A 23427-nucleotide genomic window follows, 5' to 3' on the forward strand; every position below is an offset into this window, starting at 1 on the left:
AATGATAAGAACGTATTCTATGATGATCAAAAGAAACTGAATGAGTATTCATTCATAAATTTAATTGTAGTCTAACATCGGGGTGACGATATGACAAGTAAAAAAACAGAAAAATATCATTTAATTCTTCAGGGCGCCCTCAAGGTATTCGCTGAAAACGGCTATCACCGTTCGCAAGTTTCCAAGATTGCCAAGGCAGCCGGCGTAGCGGATGGAACGATTTATTTGTATTTCAAAAGAAAGGAGGACATACTCATTCATCTGTTCCAAGAAAAGCTTGGAGAACTGGTAAATAAGTTTCATGAAAGCGTAGCTGAAACGAATGATGCATGTGAAGCGCTACGAATGATATGCACCATTCATTACACGGAACTTGAGAATAATCCAGAGCTTGCTTATGTGACTCAGATTGAAATGCGGCAAAGTGAACTGGAACTGCGAAAAGAAATAGGAATTACGCTGAAGCCATACATCGAGCTTATCGAGAATATTGTTCAACAAGGGATCGACAATGGACAGTTTCGGGCGAACCTCAATGTAAAACTTGTGCGAAATTTAATTTTTGGTTCCATGGACGAAGTCGTTACTTCTTGGCTTTTATCTGGTCAAAAGTACTCCTTACGTGATCAAGTGGATGAAACACTTCAGTTTTTTATTCACGGCGTTTCCAAGTAGAGAGGTTCTACATCTCTACTATTCACATATAAAAAACTCACAAGCATTCATTTTGAAGGGAGAGCGTAAACGATGAAAATTGTAGTGCTCATGAAACAAACATTTGATACAGAGGAAAAAATCGTAGTGAAGCAAGGTACGATTGTGGAAGATGGAGTCAAGTTTGTCATTAACCCTTATGATGAATATGCAGTGGAGGAAGCCGTCAAGCTTCGTGATGAGCTTGGCGGCAGCGTAACCCTTGTATCCCTCGGTCCCAGTCGAACCGCCGAAGCGCTGCGCACTGCCCTTGCAATGGGTGCCGATGAAGCAGTCCTCATCTCGGATGATCGAATTCCGGATGATGAGTATGCTGTCTCCAAAGTTCTATATACCTATCTATCCAAAGAAAATCCGGACCTCATTCTTGGCGGTAATATCTCGGTCGATCGCGGATCAGGCCAAGTGGCGATTCGGCTTGCGAAGCTGCTCCATATCCCCCATACCGCTTCCATCACTAAACTGACGATAAACGGTACGACCGCAGAAGTTCACCGTGACGCAGAGGGAGATCTTGAAATACTCACCCTCCCCTTACCAGCCCTATTCACCGCTCAACAAGGACTAAATGAACCCCGCTATCCTTCCCTGCCCGGCATTATGAAAGCGAAGAAAAAACCATTCAAAACCTATACACTTGAAGATTTGGACCTTACGGAGGATGAAGTGAAGCCAGCGACAAAACAAACCGAACTCACGCTCCCCCCAGAACGAAGTGCTGGGCAAATTCTAAAAGGCGAACCTGCCGAAGCGGTATCTGAACTTGTTTCCTTACTGCGAACGAAGTCTAAAGTGATTTAACTTTTGAATACGTTTTCAATTGTGATGTTTCTATAACTGTATGGCAAGTAGAATGTCCTACATGCAATTTTTTTGTGAACCATGATCCCCTGCTTGATTTATTCTATATTGCCCGGGAGGTTACATTGATGAGCAAAACGATATTCATTTACGCTGAAAGCCGTGAAGGTAAGTTACGTCAAGTTGCTAAGGAGACGTTAGGTGCAGCTCAGTTCATTGCGAAGGAAGGGGATACCATCTGCGCTTTTGTTGCTGGATCCCAGATTACAGAAGCGGTGTCTGCGATCCTTCCTTACGGAGCAAATCAGGTTGTCGCCATGGAACATGCAGACCTTACGCACTATAATCCCGATGCCTACTTTGCTGCAATTAAGACTGCATTGGATCAGACTAAACCAGACATCGTACTTTTTGGTCATACCGCCATTGGACGGGATCTTGCCCCGCAAGTTGCAGCCTATTTACAAGCAGGTCAAATTTCCGACGTAACCGCGATTGATAATGAAGACGGGGAAACGATTTTCACCCGGCCCCTTTATGCAGGGAAAGCATTTGAGAAACGTGTATTCGAATCCACTCCTGCTGTCGTTACCATTCGTCCTAATAATATTAAACCTGCTGAATTAAGTGAGACTGTTGCTCCATCAAGTATAGTGGATATCGCTTATCCTGCTCCTTCCCTGCGTACCGTGATTAAAGATGTCGTGAGCAAAGCTACAGGAAAAATAGATCTGACGGAAGCCAAAGTGGTGATCTCTGGAGGCCGCGGTGTCAAGAGTGAAGCAGGATTCAAACCGCTCGAAGAACTTGCCGATTTGCTAGGAGGTGCTGTCGGTGCTTCCCGTGGAGCTTGTGATGCAGGATACTGTGATTACTCCCTTCAAATCGGTCAGACCGGTAAAGTCGTTACTCCTGAAATCTATATCGCCTGCGGCATAAGCGGAGCAATCCAGCATTTGGCGGGCATGAGTCAATCCAAAGTCATTATTGCGATCAATAAAGATCCAGAAGCACCGATTTTTAAAGTCGCAGACTATGGTATTGTTGGCGATTTATTTGAAGTGGTACCGCTTCTCACCGAAGAATTCCGTAAAGTGCTTGTATAATGGATATTGATGTTGGTATTATGAAATTGATTTGATTGTAAAATAAAAAAACTACCTTTAGCTCTCATCCATAATGGATGCTTGCAGGAGGTAGTTTTCTTTTATTGATATTTTCTTTTTTTTGATAAAAGTGTTGTGCTTTTCTTATATTAGGATTGAACCGCTTCGAGCCATGCTTTACTAATCAGAGCATGACCTGCCGCTGTTGGGTGTACTCCATCTTCTGCCCAGAATGCAGGATCGAGTTGGGTACTTTTTGAAGCAAATAAACCATCTAAAGGGATATAATATGTTTTAAATTCACGAGCTAACTCGCGAATCGCATGAATTTTTGGATCCAGATCTGCTCTCCATTCTCTCTGCCCTGCGGGAACTGGAAGAACAAATGGTTCGATGAGGACCAATTTCGCCTTTGTTTTTTCCTTGGTTTGAACAATCAGATCACGATATGTACGATAGAAATCTTCGGGTGAAGTAAACTCACCTTGATCGTAATAACGCCAAGTGTCATTAATACCGATATAGATCGACACCCAATCCGGCTGATGAGCGATACAGTCCTCTTCCCATCTTTGCTGCAGATCCGTAATTCGGTTACCGTTAATACCCCGATTTATAAACTTCATATTTAGCTCAGGATATTGTTTTCCAACTTCCGCTGCTGTCAGCAAAGCATATCCACTGCCAAGACTCCAATTGTTACTATAATCACGACCACAATCAGTAATGCTGTCTCCAATAAAAAGAACGGTCTCTCCCTGTTGAAACGGATGGCTCACTGTTTACTTCCCCTCTCCAATTACCTGATATATACTATCATTTCCAACCCCTATGATAACGCTATCAGTTCGAATTGGGAATAGGTTTCCGTAAATTCACATAACAAAAATAGTGATAATAACAAAACGTTTAATATACCTAACCTAACAAAACCAAGCAACTCAGGATTATCAATTTTATTTAGCAATATCTATTTCAAGCACGATTGGACAATGATCACTACCGAGCACTTGACTATCGATCGATGCGTCTATTAATTGGGGAGCAATTCTCTCCGATGCTAGAAAATAATCAATACGCCAGCCGATATTCCGCTCTCGAACCTTCGCCATATAAGACCACCAGCTATATACATCAGTCTGATCAGGATAAAAGTAACGGAATGTATCCACAAATCCGGCTTCCAGCAATTTCGTCATTTTCCCCCGTTCCTCATCTGTAAAACCCGAATTGCCCCGATTGCTCTTCGCATTTTTGATATCTATCTCTTGGTGTGCGACATTAAGATCCCCACAAATCACCACAGGTTTTTTCTGATCCAAGCCCGTAATATACTCTCGAAATTGTTCTTCCCAATCTAGACGAAGAGGGAGCCTCGATAGATCTCTCCGAGCATTCGGTGTATACACGTTCACGAGATAAAATGATTCAAATTCTAAAGTGATCATTCTGCCTTCCACGTCCGGATCTTCTTCACTCATTCCATACTGGACGGACAATGGTTCTATGCGAGTAAATATCGCAGTGCCCGAGTATCCTTTTTTCTCGGCATAACTCCAGTAGTCCTGATACCCTTCCCCGAGCTCCAGTTCAATCTGTCCTTCTTGCAGTTTTGTCTCTTGAAGACAGAAAATATCCGCATTCATTTGATGAAAATAATCCATAAACCCTTTTTTTACACAAGCTCTAAGCCCGTTTACGTTCCAAGATACTAGTTTCATGTCTCTCTCCTTGATGTCTATACTTTCTTTTCATTCTAGTAAATAAAAAGACCGTAGGCAAACTAGCAAGCTAGTATCTCTACAGTCTGCCCAGAGTAAAAGGAGGTTTCTTAACTAACAAGGAAGTATGTTCGTTTCCTTCTAGCCATTATCCCTTATAAGATAATTAACTTTAATGGGCTATTCTGCGGTGGTGCAGATTGTTTCCATAGCTTCGTTGTTATAGCAACGATATCTTGACCTTTTTTTATATCTGATAATTTCTCTTTTTCATCCTTAAGTATAAGTATCTCTTGTGTATCATAATCTTTTATCTTTACAGATAATTGGTTTTCATCTTTACTAGGAACAACATCTAACACCAATGCCCATATGCTCTCGAGATTTTCTTTTTCATACTCTGGATTTTCGATCAAGAAGCTTTCCATTAAAGTTTCCTTTTGAGTTTCAAACTGCTTCTCACTAAGCTGATCTTTGGTTTTACTTTCCTTTTCTTCGGAACCTTCTACGTTGTTAATGGAATTCACAGTTAACACTTTGCTGTTGTCTAAATCTTGGGATGAGCATGCTGCTAAGAAAACAACAACCACCATAGTTAATATCAGACTTATAAAAACCTTTTTCATCTTTTCTTCACCTCTCGCTAATATAGACGAGAAAAGCCTTAATAAAGGTTGCAGCACTCTGTTATCCTTCTCCTTATTCGATTAAAAAGAAATCCATTGTGAACATCTTCTAATAATAAAAAACTCACTCCTTGTATAGTTACATCCCATACAAAAAGTGAGTTAAAATAAGATACCATTCATAAAAACGTACATCACCATAAAAATCAACAAACGACCTAATACATACCATCGCTGAATGAAAAATACGGTGAATCACGAATTTATTTCCATGGTCAGACAAGACATCAAGACTTTAAAACGTCGAGGTTAAAGGAATTTTTCCTATTCTTCGTCGAACTCCACGTTGTGGTACACCTGCTGCACATCTTCCAGATCTTCAAGCACATCGATCAGTTTCTCGAACTGAGCAAGTGCATCGCCTTCTAGAGATACGAAGGTTTGTGGAAGCATAGTAAGCTCGGCTACCGTAAATTCGGAAATGCCTGCATTTTTGAAAGCATCTTGTACGGCGTGGAATTGATCTGGTTCAGCGTACACGATAACAGAATCATCTTCTTCGATAATGTCACGTACATCAAGATCTGCTTCCATTAGCAGTTCAAGCACGTCATCCGCTGTTTTTCCTTCTACACCGATAACGGCTGTTGAATCAAACATGTAGCTTACGGAACCACTTACTCCGAGGTTTCCTCCGTTTTTACTGAAAGTGGAACGTACTTCAGAAGCAGTACGATTCACGTTGTTCGTGAGGGCATCCACAATAACCATGGAACCATTAGGTCCAAAACCTTCATAACGAAGTTCGTCAAAGTTTTCTTCGGAACCGCCTTTTGCTTTTTCCAGTGCGCGGTCGATGATCGCTTTTGGTACGTTATAAGTTTTGGCACGCTCAAGTACTACTTTCAGTGCGCGGTTCGACTCAGGATCAGGTTCACCCTGGCGAGCAACTACATATATTTCACGTCCAAATTTGGCATAGATTCGGCTAGTACTAGCGTCCTTATTTGCCTTTTTCTCTTTGATGTTATTCCATTTACGACCCATAATATATCGCTCTCTTTCACTTAGAATCAGGCTCAATCCTTTCTATTATAGCTTTTATGGAATGAGTTGAAAAGTTTACACGTCACATTTCTTGTAAGCGATACATGAACGACATAAGGACAAATTCTATTTTATTTTAATATTGATATCTGCTTTCGCAAATCCTGGGTATTCCTTCACCTTGAAAGACAAAGGCTGTTTATATTCCCTTTTGGGTATAGAGAACGTCATTTCGTGGCTCTCCGTGCCGGGTCCCGTCCACATTAACAATTTAGCGTCGTTCATTGGGTATTCTTTACCTGCAGCATCTGTGAATGTGTTATCTTCATTGAAAAATTGTACATAAGGATTGAAATATGGATATTCCGTCTGGTCATAAATTCCTTCTGCACTGATGCTTACTTGAATTTCGTTTCCTGTTTCCTCTACCTTATCTAAGACAATGTGTGGGTTAGGTGTGTGTATGGTCTCTACCGTCTCTGTATTAAATGTAAATACTTGATCTCGTTTATTCAAAAAGAATCCTTTTGCTTCTAAAGTCAACGAGTCCGTTTGACTAAAATAAGGACTTTCAAAGAAATAAGTTCGCTCTCCTGTTGCTAAGTCACCCTGTACGGTCTCCATTCTTCTTTTGTAATCAGTATTATCATTTAATCTTAAATCAACTAAATCATTGATCTGCATTGTATTATTTGGGTCTGCTGTGACATGCACTTTTGCTTGAAGAGGCGTAATCGTTACTTGATCAATGATCACTTTCTGACCATCTACTTCCATCTGCTTATCGACTGGAATGACCTCTCTCATACCCGCAAAACGTTCTTTATCCACGGTAAATGTAATTTCATAATGATGACCAATCATATTCACTTTCAGAATTAACCGTTCCGGCATCGTTTGACCGTCTAACAAGCGAAAATCAAGTTTTTCATAAGTGTCAACTGCTTCCTCAATCTCTTTAGGAAGACCGCTTAGTTGTGGCTCGCTGATCTTTTCTCCTTTTTCATTCGTCAATTCAAAAGCCATATAATCATTCGCTTTCCCTTCCCTCACTTTTGGACCATTTAGGGAATAGAGTATGAGAATCCGGTCTTCATCCGCAAGTATACTTCCCACCGTAAACACGGTATCTTCCGATGTATCTGAAATTCCTACTTTTTGTAGAAAATCATGTTCCATTGCTTTTGCAAATAAGCTGTCATACCGAATGAGATCTACGAATTTATTCAAACCCGGCATGTCCCGAACTGTGGAAGCAAAGGCTGGTGATACTCTGATACCGGCAACGAATATTATAAAAACACTCATCATAGCTGCGGCTGCTACAAAAACAGATCTCCTTTTTCTCACATCCCCATCCGTTTTCTTTCCTTGTGACAATCCCTTACGGATTGCAAGATCAAGTTCGAAGTCAGATACCATCATCCGCTGCTCATGCAGTTGTTTATTTAGCTCAAAAATATTCTCCCAATTCTTATCTTGATTTTCAGACATATTTCCTCACCTTCCTGTCCTCAGTCCATGGCCTTTCTTTTTCTTCATGATCCTCTTCTTCCATCATCTCAATTCTCATTTGTTTCAATCCCTTATGAAGCCAGGTTCGGATCGTCCCTTCCGGCTTGTCCATAAGTTCAGCGATATCTGGAATGGTAAGATCACGATAATATTTCAGTACGATGACCATCCGATATTTCGGCTGTAGCTTTCTAATCCGTTTTTCCATATCTAATTTGTGATCGGAATCTACACTTTGCGGAGCAAGTACTGCATCATATCCCATATGATCCGCAGCCGTAGGCACCTCTCTACGTTTCTTCTTCTGTTCATCCATACATACGCGTATTAAGATTCGAATGACCCATGTTGTAAAATATTCCGGTTGCTTCAGTGATTTCCGTTTTGCCCATACTTTGCTCACCGTTTCTTGGACCACGTCTAGCGCATCCTGCTGATTGAGCATATAGGAATAAGCAATGCCGTATATTTTATGCTTGTCTACACTCATTCGCTCTAAGAATGCTTCTTCATCTCCTTGTTTTGCTTTCACAGCCAGTTCCACTAAATCCACTCAATCCCTCCTCCTTTCCATCCGGTCTGATTTCCTCTATTTGTTAATTAGACTGACGTGCAGCCCATTTGGTTTTTGTTCATGCCAAAAATAAAAGAGCCACCAGAACAAGCTGTGACTCTCCTACAAAAATATTAGTTATTTTGAATTTGTTAGATCGACCAAAACCTTTACTTTTTCTTTCACAAAACCAGGATACTCATGAACTTCAAAGGTCAGCGGCTGCTCGTAATCTTCTTTCGGGATCGAATAATGGGACATTTGTTCTGACTTGCTTTCCCCTAGATGACTGTATTCAGTCTCATTGTCGCTCAGTATTTTATATTCGGTATTCTGTGCATCTGTAAAAACAGCGTTTCTATCTAGTAAGCTAAACATTCTAGAATGTTTCGGAACTGGATTATCTATATCTTTTGCAAGGATACTAATTTGTATTTGATCTTCCTTCACAATGACTTCAGAGAGGGATATCTGATCGCTTGGAGCTAGTAAGGTCTCTTTCGTATCTGTATTTATCACTAATTTCTTATTCCTATCCGAGATATAACCCCCCTCTGATATCAGATATACAGGTGAATCTTCGAAATAGGTACTATGAAATTGAGCGGTATAACCCCCTGTTAGATTCAAATCACCGTATCCCCCTCGGTCGGTATATCTTTTCTCCTTCTCATTCATCAGCGATAAGGAAATCAAATCGTTAATTTGTCTTGTATTCATCGAATCAGCTACTAATGTTACATAGGAAGCAAGCGGAGTAATAATCGCTTCATGAACAGTCAATTGTTGACCACCAATAGAAAAGTTTTGATCTATTCGGTGCGTTTTTTTCATGTTCGCATAATGCTTTTGATCGTTTGGAATTGTGAAATTAAACTGTTTATCATCTATCTTAATGGTTAAGATCAACGTCTCCGGGATATTCCCTTCTAAACCTGCTTCAACATTATATATACGAGCATCTGTCAGAATCTTATCTTTATTCTTCTTATCATCGCTTCTTGCTGGGATATATCCGTAACTACTTAATGGAACTTGATTCCCAGCTGTGATTTCTACTTGAGTAAATAAACTATTCCCGCTTTCAATATTAGGTTCCGTAAACGTGTACAAAATAACAGCTTTTTTCTCATCAGCTATGAGGCCATCTACCGTTATTGAATAATCTCCGTCTGTATCTGTGATATGTAGATCTTGCAATAAATCATGTTTCACCGCGTTATAGAGCGTTTGATCAGCTCGTATCAGTTCCAAATAGCTTAATTTCCCTGATAACTTTTCCATTAAGATTCTATCCTCTTCTGATACTCCATTTCTCTCCAGTACGAGAATGACCAAAAGAAAGACAAGGGTGAACCCAGTGATATAAAACAATCGTTTTGACCATCTATTTCGAGGTTTCTTGCTGTTCCGAGGTGATTTCTCGGTATCTAATTTCGGAAGTTGACTTTTAGAAGCGTCATTCGATACTTTTTTCATCATTTGTGCTACATTTTGTTCTTCCACTTCGTCTTTCATATGTGCTTCCCGCCATTTCCTTAGTTATTGCTAAACTATACACATAGTTAACGTCTAAAAAGCCATAAAGTTAGCTAAATAGAAAAAAGAAAGAGGAACATCCATGCCACTCACCTTTGCTCATCCAGCCGCTGTACTTCCTTTCGTTCGAAACAAAACTTATCTTCATTTTCCCGCGCTTGTTCTTGGGAGTATGGCACCAGACTTCGAGTATTTCCTGCGAGGTAGACCTTCTGGCGAAATCGGCCATACGATAAATGGATTCATGACGCTGAACCTTTTCCTCGTTATCCTAACTTATCTAGTATATCGGTATATTGTATATCCTCCTTTATTCAGCAATCTCCCTACCGATGTGCAGGGTATCCTCACTTCACCTTCGAAGTCAGAACATCTACGGAAGCCAAGAATGCTCCGGGTCCTTGTTTTTGTATATTCCGCTTGGCTCGGCATGGCAACCCATGTGATCTGGGACTCGTTTACACACCAAGGAGGATTTATGGTCTTAAGGTGGAGTCTCTTACAAGAAACCCTATCCATTTCCACGTATCACCTTCCCGTTTATAAAATATTGCAGCATGGCAGTACTTTGTTTGGTTTATCCATTATCTTTCTCTTTTCTCTAAGCCGTTTATGGAAGCATCGTAACGAAGTACCGATCTCTGCCTATTCATTAAATTTCAATTCAGGGAAGTGGATGTACTGGTTTTCTCTCGGGGTCCTGATGATTGTAATATTCGTGCTATGGATAGCGATTGATCCGATATCCTTATCTGAATATGGAGTCTATGTCGTGCGAGTGATTGACTCCGTCATTCTCGGCTTTCTGTTCGTATCACTTACTTATCTTTTCAGGCAACCTTCCTCATTTCGAAGTAGACAATAATTCACATGAAAAATAAAGAAAAAAGCCGTAAGACAGATGGATCTGAGAGAACCAGTCCATGAATCTTACGGCTTTCTATTGTGCTCTTGTAAATTATTTCGATATTAAATCCTGAATTTCTTCCTTACTCAAAGCTTTATTATAGATGCTGACCTCATCTAAACTTCCATTGAAGTAGGGATCAGCTGCAAATCTGCTTTTACCCAGGTAAGATTCATTAGCAAGCAGGTCTTTCGGGTTATACGTCATTTCTTTATTCGTAGCAACTGGCTGTCCATTCACGTACATGGTACCGGTATTCCCCTCAAGCGTTACGGCTACATGCGTCCATTCGTTCTGAGGAAGTTTCGCTGGCGACAGCAAACTTTGATCAACTCCGTTATGAATCGTGAACTGTAATACGCCTGTATGCTGAGAAGGAGTCAGGAACATATGCTTTCCAAGTCCGTTTCCAAAATCAAAGATACGCTGCCAGTCTCCTCCACCATTCCAATTCACCCATGCAGCAAATGTGAAATCTTGAGCATCGGTAACGAGTCCTGGTACCTGCACATAACCATCTTTCCCGTTAAACTGAAGGGCAGCTCCTTTTTTACCTGATGTTAGTTGCGTTGCGCCTCCTTGAAGCACTCCGTTTAGTCCATTTACAGATTGATCACTTACTTTCGTTCCTTGTACATCGTCAAAATTATAATTCGCAATGACGGGCCCTGTAAGTTCGGGCAGAACGGTCACGTTGAACGTTTTTGTGCCTACGACTTTTCCTTTTTGTATCTTTGCGACAAGTTGAACCGTAGCTTGACCCTTACCAGCTGCAGGTCTTTTCACTACCCCTGTATTAGAAACAACTTCTTTATTAGACGAAGTCCAGCTGATTGTGCTGTCTTCACTAGCTTTAATGGGTAACACAAGATTTTGGTATACGGCGGTCGTATCGCCGATCGACAAATCTTTTTTCACAGCAGCTACCACATCTTTGTCTTTCCGTTCTTCTGTACGACTGCCCCATAGAGCAACCCCTTGATTCGAAAGCGCAGTAAACGTCATAACCGTCTGTTCTTTGGATGAATCCCACTCTCTGGAGAAGACGCCTTTATACTGTGCACCATCCACAATCACTACCGCTTCCCCATTTTTCCCAAGACTCCAGGTACCCTTTACATCACCCGTAATCTTACCTTTCTTGTCAAACACCGCTTTTAACGGAGTTTTGATCGCATTCGTAATCTCTTTACCATGATTGATGATTTGGTAGGTGCCTTGAACATCATTTGCATTGATATTCTTCTTAAATTCCTGATCCGTATAACGATAAGGTGCTACCACAGGCCAGCCGTCTGCATTCATATACATCTCGTGTACACGGATTTCATGCCCCTCGCCTTGATTCGGGAAACGACTATGGAAGATTAAAAATGATTTCCCTGTCTTTTCATCGTAATAAGCAGAGTTATGACCCGGAGATACATAACCTAAACCGGAACCTGATCCAGGGTCACCAATTTCTCTCGTGAACTGAAAGTTCCCCATTAGTTTCACGCCGAAAGGCTCAATGGAACGATCATCAAAGAGCGGCAGAGATGGATCTGCTTTGACCTGAGTCATATCATTTCCTTCTGCATCAAGGTAAGGACCATCCGGATTCTTGGAACGAACAACTCTCATATTATATCCGCCAACAGAGTCAAGTCCGCCATAAGATAAGTACATGTAATAATAATCAGTCTCTGGATGATACAAAATATAAGGTCCTTCAATACGGCTGTGATTGCCGCCAATTAATTTCTCGCCATATCCTTGATCAGGCAAGATCTTGCCTGTCTTTGGATCCATTTCAAGAATAAAAATTCCGCCTGAATAGGATCCGTATACCATCCACAGCTTCCCATTCTTATCGTAGAATACATCAGGATCGACTACATTTGGATGCTTTGTAGCATCATAAATCGTGCCATCTTCTGAGATCTCATCCCACATACCTGACTTCAGCAGAATACCTTCGTCCTTATAAGGACCTTCGATATTGTCTGCTACAGCTACGCCGAGCGCAGATCTCGGAGAGTCTCCTTTACAAGCATTGTAGTACATATAAAAACGTCCATCTTCGAGTTGAATGACATCCGCTGCCCACAGCGTATCACTCTGTGCCCAGGCGAGAGCTTCTTTGAGTTCTTCCGTAACATTCGGAATGAGCTTATTGCCGTCTTTTACACCGGAATCAATCAAGTTCCAACTCATCAGATCTGTAGATTTTGCAGCGGCAAGGTGGGAACCAAATACATAAAACGTGTTGTCTACTTTAATCAAGGACGGATCATGAACAGAAGCTTCTTGAAAAACAGGACTTGTCTGCTCATTTGCCCCCTTCGCTTCACTAACAGAAATCGCTCCTGTAGAACCAAAGACGCTAAACAAAACCGTCAAGGTTGTCGTGAGCAGTGCTGCTTTCTTACTTCGCTTGAATAATGGATACAACGTTACCCTCTCCTTTTCATGTACAAATAAGGGAATACACTTCGCAGATGAAACGCTTACAGAATTGATATGCTTAATAATTATGTAAATCTATTTAGCTGTTTGTTAAATAATAACATTGATGATGTGTTCTTTCAATATAAAAATGGAAACCCTTACAAATTATATATTCTTCTTTTCATCAAGAAAACAAGAGATGTATGGTCCGTTTGTATTCATCTATTTTTAAACTAAAAAAAACGGCAGTTTCGGAACAAACTGCAGTAATAATACGCAGAATCGTTCCGAAAGCAGCCGTTTTATTAATTAGAAGTTGCTACTCTTCATGTTCAATACTAAACACATCTAACAGTTTTCCATCCACATCATAAGCCTGATACGTCAGCGTATTATCTCGAATTGTGATTCCAGCAAACATTTGTTTGTTATTCTGGAAATGAATTTTGTGGTAGAATTGGTCCTCTTTTTTCTCATTGAATTTAGGACCGCTTGCATTGGCAACCACATATACGGTTCCTTCGTGATTACGAACCAGATCAGACCCATCTCCCGTAATCTCTCCTTGTTTAATCGGATAAGATCTCGAATACTCATGATTGTGGCCTTGAAGAACTAAATCTACCTCATATTCATCAAAAATTTCCGCCCAGTCCTGGATTTTCTTATACGTGTTTCCACCATATACTGGACGATGCATCGCTACAATTTTCCACTCTTTATCTGTACTTGCCAAATCTTCTTTCAGCCATTCTGTCTGCTGCTTGATACTCCCTTCGGTATTGAGTACAGCGATATGTGCACTGCCATAATCAAAGGAGTAGTTGGTTTCTGTTCCCGTTAATTTGGATGCACCGTTATCTGGCGTATGGAAGTAAGAAGCAAATCGTTCAAACTTATCATCCATCACATCGTTATTACCGATGACAGGCACGATGGGGATACGGCTAATCCAGGAAGTACTTTCTTCTAGAAAATAGTTCCACGCATCATCCGAACCCGCATCTTCCACAAAGTCTCCCGCATGAACGACAAACGAAGCACTTGGAAACGTCTCAAAGGCTTTATTCATTGTATTTTTCCAAAGTTCAAAATCACTTTGCGTCTCACCTTGCGAATCCGTAGCATAAATAAAAGAGAAATCCTCCTCTTCTGGAGCGGTTTCAAAAGTAAGTACATCACTCCATCCTTCCTCTGATCCGTCTCCTACTCGGTATTGATATACGGTTCCCGGTGTTAGCCCGGTTGCCTCTACTTTATGAACTCCGACCGTTGCCCCGTTATCCAGTACAAGTGACGTCGTTGTTCCTTCGAAATTCAAGATTTGATCCCCTTCAAAAGAGGTGTCCTTCCCTTTTACAATCTGAAGTTTTGCAGACAAGTTCGGATTATCCGTTTGCCAAGTAAACGCACGGCTAGTCGTAGAATCTTCGCTTATCGTACTTATTACGACCGGATTTGCATTAGTATCTGAATCCCCTTTGGAGTACCACTGCATACCTAGCACCGCCGCAACAATGACTACAGCAAATATGATAATCCACATTGTATCCTTTCGGTTCATCTCCTTCCTCCATTCCATAACGTAACTTAAAGTCTGAGGTGGTAACTGCAGCTGTTTGCTAAGATACACCGGAATGAAACTAGAAGTCAAACGAACATTTTCTAAATTCGTTACGTCGTTTTATGGGGATGATGTTAAATTCATCCATTTTAAGGATCCGTTCAAATTCAGTTCACAAACTTTTATTATACTTTAATTTATTTCGTTTCGTTTGAAGCGGCAATTCACCTTGAAGAAGGGATCTGCCGAAGTTTTAAAGTATAAAAATAAGGTGGTGCTCTTTTGTGAAAAACAAATACTCTTTTCTCCTTCTATACTTTTGCTCCATCTGTCTGATTCTGGCCCTTTGTCTATTCGGCAACTCGTCGTCTTCATTCGTTGCTGCAGCAGCTGTTACCGCTCCTACTTCTGAGAATGCAAACACTCCTGAACAGACAATGCCGTCTGTCACTCCAGATGGTGCCCAAGGCAACCAGGTACCCGGCCAAGACCGAGGATTTGGTGGAGGATTTCCTGGAGGAAGTGCTGAAAGAGGCATGGGATTTCCACCAGGTGGTGGAGGAGAAGGTTTTCCTTCCTTTAATCAACAAAATACACAGCAAGGATCAATGACCGATTTCATATCTTCTGTAGTATCTATCCTCTTCCTTCTATTAGCTTCCGCATTTGTACATCTATATAAACGGAAACGTCTTTAATCTTCATAATCAAAAACTTGTGAGACTGTCTACCCTTGTGGTCGGCCGTCTTTTTTTATGTGCTTCATTTGACAATCATTAACTTTGTTCATTCTTTTTGTAATCAGAATGTAAAATTCATCTATTTTTAAGGTTCAGTTCAAATACAGTTCACACAGTCCAAGTAAGATGGGTCTCAAGCCGAAAACAATCAGATTCCAGTTAGCAGAGTAACTTGTGGAATCTACCCTAGAAAGAGAGGTGTAATTATGCTCACCCCAGCTCATGTGCAGCTGAGTAAACCTGTAAAGTACCGCAATGAACTTAAGTTTCTTATCAATCAGCATCAGTATACGATTCTGCGGCAAAGACTTAGAAACATTGTAAAGTACGATGAGAATGTAGGAGATACCGGAGAGTATCACATTCGAAGTTTGTACTTTGATGATATGGACAACCGTGCTCTTCACGAAAAACTGGGTGGTGTTCGCGATCGGGCTAAATACCGGATTCGAATCTACAATGTGGAAGACAAGGTCATTCATTTTGAGAAGAAAGTAAAAAAAGGGGATCTCATCGCAAAACAAAAAGTATCCCTGACAAGAGAAATATATGAATCCATAGTCGCTGGTGATTACGAAGTACTGAATGTTCCTGAAAAACCGCTGATGTACGAAATTTATCATGAAATGCGGGACCGGATGTTACGTCCAAAAGTCATTGTTGATTATGTAAGAGAGCCCTTTGTTTGTCACCATGGCAATGTAAGGATTACGTTTGATAAGGACCTTCGAACCGGTCTTCACTCTCTTGATATGTTCAACAAAGATTTACATCCTGTAAGGGCAATCGATGAAAACCTAATGATTCTGGAAGTGAAATTTGATGAGTACATTCCGGAATACATACGGATTGCATTACAGCTTGAAGGTTTAAACCGGCAATCAGCTTCAAAGTATGTGATATGTCGTAAATTTTTAAAGTATAACACTTGGGAGGATTATTAAGATGTCAGCAACAGCTTCTACGACGGCAGCAGCCACACAAGCTACTACCAACACTACAAATTTTACAGATATCATCAAAAATTCGGTGATGGAAAACTTCTCATCCGATATTAGTATTTCCAAAATTATTATCAGTTTAGCGGTCGCTTTTCTGATTGGTCTCTTCATTTTCACACTTTATAAGCGTGTATTTAGTGGAGTACTTTACTCCAAAAGCTTTAATGTTTCTCTAATTGGGATGACAATGGTTACGGCGATGGTCATCATTGCGATTAACTCCAACCTCGTATTGTCTCTTGGTATGGTTGGTGCGCTGTCCATCGTTCGTTTTAGAACACCGATTAAAGACCCGACAGATCTGATTTTCTTGTTCTGGGCTGCGGCAGCGGGGATTGTCTCTGGTGCAGGATTCTTTACACTTGCAGCACTCGGTTCCGCTATTATCGGTTTGATTCTCTTCTTCTTTATTAAACGGACATCTCTTGATACTCCTTACCTTCTTGTCGTGAACTGCGAAAGCGATGCTACGGAAAAACAAATTCACGAACAACTGGGCAGCATCGTAAAACGTTACAATGTAAAACAAAAAACGGTGACTGCAGGCAATATTGAAGTAACCTTCGAAGTTCGTTTGAAAGATAGCGAAGGCAGCTTTGTTAACGAACTTACTAGAATTCAAGGTGTTAAAAATGCGGTACTTATCAGCTATAACGGTGATTATGTATCCTAAAGATAAGGTGGTGCTCTAGATGAAGAACAAATTTACTAGTCTTCTTCTATGCTTCTGCTCCATCTGTCTGATTCTGGCCGGCTGCCAATTTGGCAGCTCGTCTTCTTCTACAGAAACAGCTGTATCCAAAGAAACACAGAAAATAGAAGAAACCGTTTTTCCAAAGGATAAAGTGGTCGATGTAAAAATAACGATCGATGAAGATGAATTTCAAGACATGCTAGACAACGCCAGTGCGGAAGAATATAAGCCCGCCATTGTAGAATATAACGGTGTTAAACTTGAAAATGTCGGTATACGCACGAAGGGGAATTTAAGTCTTCGCTCTGTTGTACAAATGGAAGACTCAAATCGCTACAGCTTCAAGCTTTCCTTTGATGAATACGTGAATCAGACACTCGAAGGCATTAGCAAAATCAACTTAAACAATAATTATAGTGATGCGACCAGCATGCGAGAATTTTTGACCTATGAATTGGCAGAATTGATGGGTCTTCCTACCCCTGAATATTCTTTCGTTAACATCTACATTAATGATGAATTATGGGGATTTTATCTTGCTGTTGAACAGATCGATGAAGCTTATCTGGAGCGGAACTTCGGTACCTCCTATGGCTCACTATACAAAGGTGTAATGACCGGTCAAGGCAGTGATTTAACTTGGCTGGGTGATGATCCGGATCTCTATACCGGTCTTGAAGTGAAGTCTGAAAAATCAGATGGTGATGCACTGATCGCCATGCTAAATGAACTTAATAATGGTTCAGACTACGAGAAGTATATCGATATAGAGGATGCATTAGGATATATTGCCCTGAACGTTCTGACGAACAACACGGATAGTTATCTTGGATCTAATAAACAAAACTATTATCTGTATGAAGAAGATGGAGTCTTCTCTATACTTCCTTGGGATTACAATATGGCTTTTGGGGGCTTAGGTAGAAATAGCCTGTATATCGATGAGCCAACGCAAGGAGCTTTGGATGAACGTCCGCTCATTGCAAAACTGCTTGCTGTAGATGAGTATAAAGAGCAGTATCATCAGATCCTATCAGAAGCGATCAATGGATACCTTGCTAATGATACGTTTACTGCACGAGTACAAGAAGTGAAGTCGATGATTGCGGAATATGTAAAAGCAGACCCGAACGCTTTTTATACCTATGATGAATTTGAAAAAGGAGTTACGAGTCTGATCTCCACCAATGCATCGCAAGTCAAAGATATTTCGGAACAGCTTGATGGTACCTCTCCTTCTTCCGGCGACGGCTCCGGTAGTGGGTTCGACATGGGTGGAATCATGGGAGGAAAAGGCGGTGCCGGTGGCGCTGCTCCTGGTGGTAATACTGGAGATGCAGCTGGCGCTCCTGGCGGCGCTGCTCCCGATGGTAATACTGGCGGTCCTGGTGACGCTGCTATCGGTGGTAATACTGGCGGTGCAACTGCTGATGATGAAATAGCAGCAGATGGTGCTTCTATTAGCAAACAGAATGAGAATGTGCAAACAGCACCTGATACCGCAAACAACGTTGTTCAGAATGCAAGCGAAAATGGGGCTACAACGGAACAATCTAATACAGCAAACCAGCCACCTGCTGGAGAAATTCCATCAGACAAAACTACCCAAAATGGTGGGCAGAGTAATACAACTACTCCTACTGATGGAGCTCAGCCAGACGCACAAGTTGAAGAAGGAGATGGTATGACACCTCCTGATGGCTTCGGTGGCGGTATGGGTGAAGCACCAGATGGTTTTGGCGGCGGTATGGAACGTCCTGAAGGCGGCATGATGGGAGGTGGTGGATTCCCTGGTGCTGGTAAAGATCAACAGAGTATGCAACAAGGGACTACACAAGATTTAATTTGGGTTGCCGTATCTCTAATCATTGTCATACTCGCTTGTCTTTTCGTCACTTTCTACAAACGCAAACGACTCTAGTAGTAAAAATGCCAAGCTACGTTACGATTTTAACGTGAAATGTTACCGTGAAAATGAAATGACAACAACTCCAAAAAAGACTGTTCACCTTTCGGTGAACAGTCTTTTTTAACGTACAGATTATAAAACAGACGACCATACCTTTACCGCCGTTATGGTAATCAAAAGGACAAGAGCATATCTTAAATACTTCACGTCCATTTTTGAACCTACCAAAGAACCGACAGGAGACCCTGCGATACTCCCAATAACCGTGAAAAGGATCGGAAGAATCGGAATATCTCCCCCACTTATTTTACCGATCACTCCGCCAATTGCCGAGACAAAGACAATCGATAAAGAAGTCGCAATCGTAATTCGAACCGGTATTCGAAGCACTTTCATCATAATGGGAATAAGAATAAACCCTCCCCCAGCTCCAACAATACCTGAAACTACACCTACAACAAAAGCAAGCGAACTCGCCAAAAATCGGTGGAATGTAATTTCCTCTACCTTTTGCATCTCTTCTTTGCCTCTTGCGGGGAATAACATAAGAATTACGGCAAGCACCGCAAGGATTCCATAGATGATGTTAATCGTTTGCTCCTCGAAGCGAGAAGACCACAATCCTCCTAGCAGACTACCTATTAATATACTGGTACCCATCCAAGCAGCTAAAGAGTAATGAATTAACCTCGTTTTTGTTTTTCGAGACTGCAGTCTATACCCAATAATTCCAGAAAGGGATGAGAAAAACACCTGGAATATACTAATAGCAGCTACTTCATGGGCTGTAAATCCACCCACACCGAGAAGCGGCGGGATAAATAAAAGAAGCGGATAATTAATGATAGCCCCGCCAATTCCAAGCAAACCTGAAAAAAACGAACCGATGAATCCGAGCAGGATCATAAGCAGTATAAACATAAGATGTTCCCTCCTCTCGCTCACAACACAATTAATTAATTTGCCCAACCTACATGACTATACAAACTTGAAAAGGCAAGTTATAATAATCCCAACTAAATGAATAGGAATAAAGGTGATACTTATGACCGGTTTGAACCGTCTTTTTCGCCAGCATTGTCCCAAATGCAAGCAGCCTTTATCCAGCAAGTTAACTCTACTACATGTAACCAAATCCTGTGCAGAGTGCGAATATAAAGAAGAATTTTATCCTGCTCTAGGAATAAGAGTTACGTACGAAGAACATTCTTCTTATCCTGCGGACTGCAACAAGAATAAGCTGAAATAAACTTTTATCTTTTCTTCCTTTGCTATTCCATCCTCCATTATGACATAAAACTGTATTTTCTTGTACAGAAGTTGGTATAGTGAGATAAGAAGATGGCTATAGATAAAGGAGTTTTAGACATGACACAGTACTTACACCAAGAAACGGAACCTAGACCCATTTACGTCTATGATACTTCTGAAGTTTACGGAGAAAAAGGAAGATTTCGTGTGCTTGAATTCGGTAATGATGCAATTCAGGGAATCCTGGATCTAAATCAGCCGGAGCGAATCCTGTTTGAATATCCTAGAGCGCTTCTGCATTTAATGGAGGTCAACAACCCCTCTTACGAAGATGTATTTTTGATTGGACATGGAATCGGCACCTTATCCTCTGCTTTGCGTGACAAATATGTAGTCATTTCAGAAATTGACCAGAAAGTATCAGACTTAAGTAAAGAATACTTCGGCTACGATGGTCCCCCCGTTCTCATTGAGGATGGATATACATTACTAAAACAGATGACGAGTGGCCGTTTTGATTATATCGTTGTGGATGCTTTCCATGAAGGTGGTATTCCTGAGCAACTGACAACGATGGCTTTTTTTGAAACGGCTTGCGATAAACTAAGTGAGGATGGAACCCTTTTGATGAACATTATCGGAAGAGGACCTCAGGATCCTTATGTACAGTCCTTTTATCGGTCTCTTTCCTCTCTTTTTCCTGTAGTTGATCTTTTTTCTCTATATGCAGGAGGTATAGGAAGATCAAAGAATATGATCATAGCTGCCGGTTATCATCCTTTGCGATATCAACAAAAATCGATGGCTCATTTTCGCAAAATCACCTCAAATCTTCCCACGATAGGAATGGATTGAAAAATACAAAGACAAGAAAAGCTAACAAACCGCCGTGTCTTATCACGCCGGTTTGTTTTTTTTATATAGATAGAAAGCAATATCTACAGGGACACACATTCCCTTGTTAGATCTGACTTAAATCAAGAGTATACGTATTTACCATGTTGTTTGATTTATTTTTATAATGAAAAGATAGAACTCCATCAATGATGCTGTCAAAAAAGATAATATGATCCCTTACCATTTCATTATTTCGATCGAATCCTGCCTGTTCTAAATATTCCCTTTCACTTTCGGGAAGCGAGATCCATTCATGTACGTAAACCGCTTTTTCAGATTGTACATTATATACAATCAAGTGCTGAGAAGAATACTCCCGTAAAATCAGCATGCGCTGATTGTAATGCTCAACCATATAGATTTCATCTTTTTGCATGATGTCTGTTAGATTATATAGGGCAACTACTTTCCCGTTCTTATCTAAAAATCTCGCCTGCTTCCCATTAGTCAGAAGCACATTTGCATGTGACTTATGAAGTGTTGTGTCCTCATAATATCCTTGGAATGAGAAACTGTCTTCATCCAGTACTTTCCCGTTTTTAACAAGTGCTTGTCCTGCATTTCTAGAGATACCTGCCATGCCAAAACTTTCGTTCATCCGTAAATAGTACGTACCAGCTGCAATCTTTTCCACTTCAAACTCTCTCATCGTTTTAAACCTCTTACTGACCTTACCGATTTTTGTTCCTATCTGGTTACTTTTAGCTTGGTATAACTCTCCTGTAGCCAGTTTGACCCAATAGGTCATTTGATCCTCTGTCCCTTTTGCATAGGTTCTGGGGATCAGAATCGTCTTTAGATTACGATTCCAGGTTACTTTCTGTTTGACCGAGGAAGCAACAAATTGTAATGGAACATAAATCTTGCCTTTTTCCATTTGAAGCGGTACATCAAGCTGCACTTTTTTCTTATCTACGTATGCTGTTTTGCTTCCTAGTGTCAACTTAATTTCCTTATTAACACCATATAAAGTCGCTGACTTCGATTTCTGGTTCCAGGAAACATTCAGACTTAGATAATCACTAATCTCTCGAATAGGCAGCAAAATCCGACCTTGCTGTAGAATGATCGGGTCCTCCAGCTTTGAATATTGCTCTGCTGTCTCTACTCCAGCTTGGACATAAACCTTTGAGCTCTTTGCATCAACATGAGCTGAGAATAATGTACCAGCCATCAATATACTACTGGACAGCAATACGACGTTCACTATCCCTTTCTTCACGATAGACATACGATTCCTCCTGTTAACGGGTTCCCTCATGCTAATCACTCCACATATTTGGTGCAACAAACACAAGTTGAATCAATTTCATAACTCATTAAATCAATAAATTCATGAAATTGATTCTTATATAACTAATTACAATAAAATAAGGAAAATCAAACACTTTTTTACTATATATTTGAGCTTCTATCTCTCTTTTATAGGTACAGATCCACTATTAAGACTCCTGTGTTCGTTACAAAAAACATAAAAAAGCCTGATTTCTCAGGCTTTCAACGTAATTCTTTTATGGTAATTCTTTTTATTTTCATTTCATCATTTCATTGTCAGTTGCTTCATCATAAACACACTGTATGGGTCTTCCACATAATCGGCAAAAGGTTCGCAATATTCGAATCCTAATTTTGTGTATAAACCGATTGCCGGTTTAAAGCTATCTAACGTACCTGTCTCCAGGCTGACCTTATGGTAACCTCTTCTTTGTGCTTCTTCTACCATATGTTCAAGGATTCGCTTGGCGACTCCCTTTCGGGTATGTAGGGGGGCGGTGCGCATCGATTTAATCTCTCCGTGCGTGGGATCAAGTTCTTTCATTGCCCCGCAGCCAAGCAGTTCATCACCTTCCCAAGCCGTCCAGAAGGTAATCTCTGGTTTTTTTAATCGATCCAAATCCAGCGCATGCATACTGTCTTCCGGAGACTGTGATAACATTTCTTTGTAATGATCTTCAATTAACGTAATGATCTCTGGCCCTGTTAGATCATCGATTCTGATGTTCATGACATTTTACGCTCCTATTCATTTTGTATTCAACCATTCACCAAGTTATCCTATAAACTCAATATTTTGAGTATAACTATATAATATGTGGAGTATCGTAAATGCGTCTATGCCTATGTTAGTTCTAATTTAAATTAGTCGTTTCTATCTGAATTTAAAATGTAAAATTCATAGCGTATATTCCGGCAGTCCAATAAAGGATAAACAATAGAGGGGCAATGATTACTAGAACGAGTCCTCCAAACATCAATTTCACATATCTCGTTCGATCCACTCCTGCACGAAGTTCCCATATCGCAAGCGTAATATAATACAAGCCGAGCATAACCAACATAAGCGGTACCATAATAAATAATAGTAAAAAACTAGACGCCATAAATCTCCCCTCCTTTAGATAAGTAATTTTA

22 protein-coding genes are annotated in these 23427 nt (G+C 40.6%); 9 read left to right on the forward strand and 13 right to left on the reverse strand.

What is annotated here, in order from left to right:
• Positions 1 to 90 precede the first annotated feature (90 nt).
• From ACWPWY_RS09540 to ACWPWY_RS09550, 3 genes are all read left to right on the forward strand, one after another.
• Positions 91 to 675, forward strand: coding sequence for a TetR/AcrR family transcriptional regulator (locus ACWPWY_RS09540; protein WP_191799662.1), 585 nt, complete (start codon positions 91 to 93; stop codon positions 673 to 675).
• A gap of 72 nt (positions 676 to 747) precedes the next feature.
• A complete protein-coding gene (locus ACWPWY_RS09545; protein ID WP_454191477.1) occupies positions 748 to 1515 on the forward strand; it encodes an electron transfer flavoprotein subunit beta/FixA family protein in 768 nt (255 codons plus the stop codon).
• 128 nt (positions 1516 to 1643) lie between these two features.
• A complete protein-coding gene (locus tag ACWPWY_RS09550; RefSeq protein ID WP_454191478.1) occupies positions 1644 to 2621 on the forward strand; it encodes an electron transfer flavoprotein subunit alpha/FixB family protein in 978 nt (325 codons plus the stop codon).
• A 149-nt stretch (positions 2622 to 2770) separates the two neighbouring features.
• On the opposite strand, the gene ACWPWY_RS09555 is transcribed toward ACWPWY_RS09550, so the two are convergent.
• From ACWPWY_RS09555 to ACWPWY_RS09585, 7 genes are all read right to left on the reverse strand, one after another.
• The gene (locus tag ACWPWY_RS09555; RefSeq protein ID WP_454191479.1) at positions 2771 to 3400 is read right to left on the reverse strand and encodes an SGNH/GDSL hydrolase family protein; all 630 of its coding nucleotides are present in this window, start codon (positions 3398 to 3400) and stop codon (positions 2771 to 2773) included.
• Positions 3401 to 3577: 177 nt separating this feature from the next.
• Positions 3578 to 4342: an exodeoxyribonuclease III gene (locus ACWPWY_RS09560; protein WP_454191480.1), complete on the reverse strand. Its 765-nt coding sequence runs from the start codon at positions 4340 to 4342 to the stop codon at positions 3578 to 3580.
• 155 nt (positions 4343 to 4497) lie between these two features.
• Positions 4498 to 5025, reverse strand: a complete 528-nt coding sequence (locus ACWPWY_RS09565) for a hypothetical protein (protein WP_454191481.1) — start codon at positions 5023 to 5025, stop codon at positions 4498 to 4500.
• Positions 5026 to 5292: 267 nt separating this feature from the next.
• Complete coding sequence (locus tag ACWPWY_RS09570) at positions 5293 to 6015, reverse strand: YebC/PmpR family DNA-binding transcriptional regulator (protein WP_285742172.1); 723 nt, start codon at positions 6013 to 6015, stop codon at positions 5293 to 5295.
• A 126-nt stretch (positions 6016 to 6141) separates the two neighbouring features.
• A complete protein-coding gene (locus ACWPWY_RS09575) occupies positions 6142 to 7509 on the reverse strand; it encodes a DUF4179 domain-containing protein (protein WP_454191482.1) in 1368 nt (455 codons plus the stop codon).
• Complete coding sequence (locus tag ACWPWY_RS09580; RefSeq protein WP_454191483.1) at positions 7502 to 8083, reverse strand: sigma-70 family RNA polymerase sigma factor; 582 nt, start codon at positions 8081 to 8083, stop codon at positions 7502 to 7504. The genes ACWPWY_RS09575 and ACWPWY_RS09580 overlap by 8 nt, the downstream gene beginning before the upstream one ends.
• Before the next feature lie 138 nt (positions 8084 to 8221).
• Positions 8222 to 9601 carry a DUF4179 domain-containing protein gene (locus ACWPWY_RS09585; RefSeq protein ID WP_454191484.1) on the reverse strand — a complete coding sequence of 460 codons (1380 nt, stop codon included), beginning with the start codon at positions 9599 to 9601 and terminating at the stop codon, positions 8222 to 8224.
• Positions 9602 to 9704: 103 nt separating this feature from the next.
• On the opposite strand from ACWPWY_RS09585, the gene ACWPWY_RS09590 reads away from it, so the two are divergent.
• Complete coding sequence (locus ACWPWY_RS09590; RefSeq protein ID WP_454191485.1) at positions 9705 to 10487, forward strand: DUF4184 family protein; 783 nt, start codon at positions 9705 to 9707, stop codon at positions 10485 to 10487.
• A gap of 93 nt (positions 10488 to 10580) precedes the next feature.
• On the opposite strand, the gene ACWPWY_RS09595 is transcribed toward ACWPWY_RS09590, so the two are convergent.
• Together ACWPWY_RS09595 and ACWPWY_RS09600 are read right to left on the reverse strand one after the other, a co-directional pair.
• On the reverse strand, positions 10581 to 12962 hold the full coding sequence (locus ACWPWY_RS09595) for a family 43 glycosylhydrolase (protein WP_454191486.1): 2382 nt from the start codon (positions 12960 to 12962) through the stop codon (positions 10581 to 10583).
• A gap of 316 nt (positions 12963 to 13278) precedes the next feature.
• Positions 13279 to 14523 (reverse strand): purple acid phosphatase family protein, encoded by a 1245-nt coding sequence (locus ACWPWY_RS09600; protein ID WP_454191487.1) that lies wholly within the window; start codon positions 14521 to 14523, stop codon positions 13279 to 13281.
• Between the two features lie 284 nt (positions 14524 to 14807).
• Here ACWPWY_RS09600 and ACWPWY_RS09605 point away from each other — a divergent pair, with 284 nt between their 5' ends.
• The 4 genes from ACWPWY_RS09605 to ACWPWY_RS09620 all read left to right on the forward strand — a co-directional run bounded on the left by ACWPWY_RS09605 (position 14808) and on the right by ACWPWY_RS09620 (position 18879).
• The gene (locus tag ACWPWY_RS09605; protein ID WP_454191488.1) at positions 14808 to 15221 is read left to right on the forward strand and encodes a hypothetical protein; all 414 of its coding nucleotides are present in this window, start codon (positions 14808 to 14810) and stop codon (positions 15219 to 15221) included.
• Positions 15222 to 15493: 272 nt separating this feature from the next.
• Positions 15494 to 16207 (forward strand): polyphosphate polymerase domain-containing protein, encoded by a 714-nt coding sequence (locus ACWPWY_RS09610; protein ID WP_454192842.1) that lies wholly within the window; start codon positions 15494 to 15496, stop codon positions 16205 to 16207.
• Position 16208: 1 nt separating this feature from the next.
• Positions 16209 to 16937, forward strand: coding sequence for a DUF4956 domain-containing protein (locus tag ACWPWY_RS09615; RefSeq protein ID WP_454191489.1), 729 nt, complete (start codon positions 16209 to 16211; stop codon positions 16935 to 16937).
• Positions 16938 to 16956: 19 nt separating this feature from the next.
• The gene (locus tag ACWPWY_RS09620) at positions 16957 to 18879 is read left to right on the forward strand and encodes a CotH kinase family protein (protein WP_454191490.1); all 1923 of its coding nucleotides are present in this window, start codon (positions 16957 to 16959) and stop codon (positions 18877 to 18879) included.
• Positions 18880 to 18999: 120 nt separating this feature from the next.
• Here ACWPWY_RS09620 and ACWPWY_RS09625 read toward each other — a convergent pair whose 3' ends face one another.
• Positions 19000 to 19788, reverse strand: a complete 789-nt coding sequence (locus ACWPWY_RS09625; protein WP_454191491.1) for a sulfite exporter TauE/SafE family protein — start codon at positions 19786 to 19788, stop codon at positions 19000 to 19002.
• Between the two features lie 447 nt (positions 19789 to 20235).
• Here ACWPWY_RS09625 and ACWPWY_RS09630 point away from each other — a divergent pair, with 447 nt between their 5' ends.
• Positions 20236 to 20973: a spermidine synthase gene (locus tag ACWPWY_RS09630; RefSeq protein WP_454191492.1), complete on the forward strand. Its 738-nt coding sequence runs from the start codon at positions 20236 to 20238 to the stop codon at positions 20971 to 20973.
• Between the two features lie 106 nt (positions 20974 to 21079).
• Here ACWPWY_RS09630 and ACWPWY_RS09635 read toward each other — a convergent pair whose 3' ends face one another.
• The 3 genes from ACWPWY_RS09635 to ACWPWY_RS09645 all read right to left on the reverse strand — a co-directional run bounded on the left by ACWPWY_RS09635 (position 21080) and on the right by ACWPWY_RS09645 (position 23396).
• Positions 21080 to 22246 (reverse strand): copper amine oxidase N-terminal domain-containing protein, encoded by a 1167-nt coding sequence (locus tag ACWPWY_RS09635; protein ID WP_454191493.1) that lies wholly within the window; start codon positions 22244 to 22246, stop codon positions 21080 to 21082.
• A gap of 309 nt (positions 22247 to 22555) precedes the next feature.
• Positions 22556 to 23020, reverse strand: coding sequence for a GNAT family N-acetyltransferase (locus ACWPWY_RS09640; protein WP_454191494.1), 465 nt, complete (start codon positions 23018 to 23020; stop codon positions 22556 to 22558).
• 154 nt (positions 23021 to 23174) lie between these two features.
• Positions 23175 to 23396 carry a hypothetical protein gene (locus ACWPWY_RS09645; RefSeq protein ID WP_454191495.1) on the reverse strand — a complete coding sequence of 74 codons (222 nt, stop codon included), beginning with the start codon at positions 23394 to 23396 and terminating at the stop codon, positions 23175 to 23177.
• Positions 23397 to 23427 lie beyond the last annotated feature (31 nt).

This window comes from Paenibacillus sp. Marseille-Q7038 (genome assembly GCF_965111595.1).